The organism is Kitasatospora putterlickiae (assembly GCF_039527695.1).
Classification (GTDB): Bacteria; Actinomycetota; Actinomycetes; order Streptomycetales; family Streptomycetaceae; genus Kitasatospora; species Kitasatospora putterlickiae.
Map to the genome: position 1 here is coordinate 24,422 of NZ_BAAAKJ010000210.1, position 2,659 is coordinate 27,080.

Below are 2,659 nucleotides of genomic sequence, written 5' to 3' on the forward strand. Positions count from 1 at the left end.
GGCTGCGGGGGGCCGGGGCTTCGGTGGTGCGGCGTCATGTCCGGCACGCTACCTGGGCCGGGCGGCGGGGGAACAGCCCCGGGGTGTGGGCCCCGGGGCTGCTTCCGGTGGTGGCGCGGCGTCGGCGGGTGGTCGGGGTCCGGGTCCGGGTCCGGGTCAGAAGACCGGCTGGCCGGCGCGGACCAGGCGCCACGACTCGGTGAAGAAGTCGGCCGGGTCGATCACGCCCTTCTCCTTCACCCAGGAGATCATCGCGTTGCGGATCTCGTCCGAGTTGGCCCACACCATCGTGGCGGCCGCGACGTGCGGGAAGTTGCCGCCGCCGTTGGCGCGGTAGTTGTTGACCGCGAGCACGAACCGGGCCTCCGGGTCGATCGGCCTGCCCTCGAAGGAGAGGTCGACGATCCGCGAGCCGACCGGCTGGGCGATGTCGATGTCGTACGAGACGCCGTACACCGCGTCGTAGTTGTAGTCCGGGGTGTTCTGCGCGTTGGTCAGGGTGGCCTTGTCGACCGGCGCGCCGGGGGCGACCTGGGCGTAGTACTTCGCCGAGAACTCCAGGTAGTCCTTGATCTGGGCGCCGGTCAGGACGCGGGCCTCCAGGGTGTTCTCGTAGATGTACAGGCCGGCCGCGTCGCGCAGCTTGACCTCCCCGGACGGGATCCTCGCGGTGCGGTTGAACGGCGCGGCCTGGGCGAGCACCGGCAGTCCGGCGTACTGGCCGCCGGCCAGCGCGGCGCGGACCACGTCGGCCTGGACCCGCCCGATGAGGTCGATGATCGGGGTGTCCCGGAACGGCGCCTCGGCGATGGACAGCTCGATCCTGGCGGTGCCGATGACCTGGTTGACGTAGGCGACGACCTTCTTGTGCTGGTCGGTCATCAGGTCGACGATCTCCGGGTCCTCCGGGACGGTGTTGGAGTTCAGCACCCGGGAGGAGAGCGAGACGACCCTCCACGCGCCCTTGTCGAACTCGACCTCGAAGTCGAAGCAGGTCAGCCGCTGGCCCCAGGCCAGCGGCTCGGAGAGCACGACCGTCCGGCCGGTCTCCTTGTTGACCACCAGGCGCTGCGCGATCTCCTTGTGCGCGTGGCCCACCAGGACGGCGTCGATGCCCGGCACCTGCTCGGCCAGCGCCACCGAGGCGTTCTCCGGCCAGGGCAGCTGGTCGCCGTAGGAGGTGGCCTCGTCCGTGCCGGAGTGGCAGGCGACCACGACGACGTCCGCGCCGGCGGCCCTGACCTTCGGCACCCAGGTCTTCGCGGTCTCGACGATGCCCGGGAAGGTCATCTTGCCGGCGACGTTGGCCTTGTCCCAGATCGCGATGCCCGGGTTGGTCAGGCCGACGATGCCGACCTTGAGGGCCGGGCCGTTGCCCAGCTTCAGCTTGCGGATCACGTACGGCGGGAAGGCCGGCCTGTCGTTGCGGGCGTACAGCGCGTTGGCGCCGAGCAGCGGGAAGTCCAGCTGCTCCTCGTAGGCGCGCAGGGTGTCGATGCCGTAGTTGAACTCGTGGTTGCCGAGCGCGGCGGCGGTGTACTCGATGGTGTTCATGGCGAGCGCCATCGGGTGCTCGGGCGCGGTGTCGGCCTCGGTGGCGATCGGCTCGATCCGGGCGTAGTAGTACGTCAGCTGGGTGCCCTGGATGGTGTCACCGGCGTCGATGAGCAGGCAGCGGTCCCAGCCCTTCTCCTCGCGCACCTGCTTGGCGAGCGTGGAGATCTTGGCGAGGCCGACCTCGTTGTGCGCCTTGTCGGCGTAGACCGCGTCGGTGAAGTAGTCCCAGTTGAGCACCCGGCCGTGCAGGTCGGTGGTGCCCATCACGGTGAAGGCCTGGCGCTTGGTCCGGCCCTTGGCGCGGGCCTCGTCCGGTCCGGCCGCCGCGGCGGGGGTGGCGGCGGTGCCACCGGCGAGGGCGGCGCCGGCGGCGGTGGCGGCGGACCGGGTGACGAAGTCACGGCGGTTCAGGGACATTGGGCGACTCTCCCGTTGGGACTGCGGAACGGACCTCGGTGACGCGCGTAGAAGTACGCGCGTAGAAGTGTGCCGCGCGGTCAACCCGATGGATAGCCCCCGGACCTTTCCGGCAGATGAGATCTTGGCGACCCGTTCATGTCGAGGGGGCGGGTGCGTTCACCCCCGCCCCCTCGACATGGGTGGATCTAGATGTACCCCTCGCGGACCGCGTGGGCGACCGCGTGCGCCCGGTTGCGCAGCTGGAGGCGGGTGGTCAGACCGTGCAGCACGTTCTTGACGGTCCGTTCCGAGTACGACAGCCGGGCCGCGATCTCCCCGGTGTCCCACCCCTCCGCGACCAGTCGCAGCACGTCCGACTCACGCTCCGACAGGCCCGCCGGAGCCTGCCCCGGCATGCCCTGCACGGACCGCTGCAGACGGCCCACCTGGGCGATCAGCCGCCCCTGCAGATCCGCCGGCAGGTCACCCTCGCCCCGGGCCGCGGCCAGCACGGCCCGGCCCAGCCGCTCCGGCGTCGCCTCCCGGCGCCACAGGATCGCCGCGACCCCGCACTCGACGGCCTCCATCAACTCGGTCTCGCGCAGCCGGTCGACCACCAGCACCACCTGCTGCCCGGCGCCGCGCACCAGCCGGCGCAGCGCCGCCGTGGCGGCCGCGTCCGCCGACTCGGCGACCAGCACCG

Annotated in this window: 2 protein-coding genes; both read right to left on the minus strand. The window is 71.5% G+C overall.

The genetic code is table 11. The features are described 5' to 3' along the window. Nucleotides 1-156: 156 nt before the first annotated feature. Entirely contained in the window at nucleotides 157-1,974 is a 1,818-nt protein-coding gene (locus ABD308_RS20950) for a bifunctional metallophosphatase/5'-nucleotidase (protein WP_344337465.1), read from the minus strand. 188 nt (nucleotides 1,975-2,162) lie between these two features. Then, nucleotides 2,163-2,659, minus strand: a 497-nt coding sequence (locus tag ABD308_RS20955) for a helix-turn-helix transcriptional regulator (protein WP_344337466.1), incomplete at its 5' end; no start/stop codon positions are given.

Coding starts and splice junctions, on each gene's coding strand:
- ABD308_RS20950 (WP_344337465.1), bottom strand. CDS start 1,974: ATGTCCCTGAACCGCCGTGACTTCGTCACCCGGTCCGCCGCCACCGCC.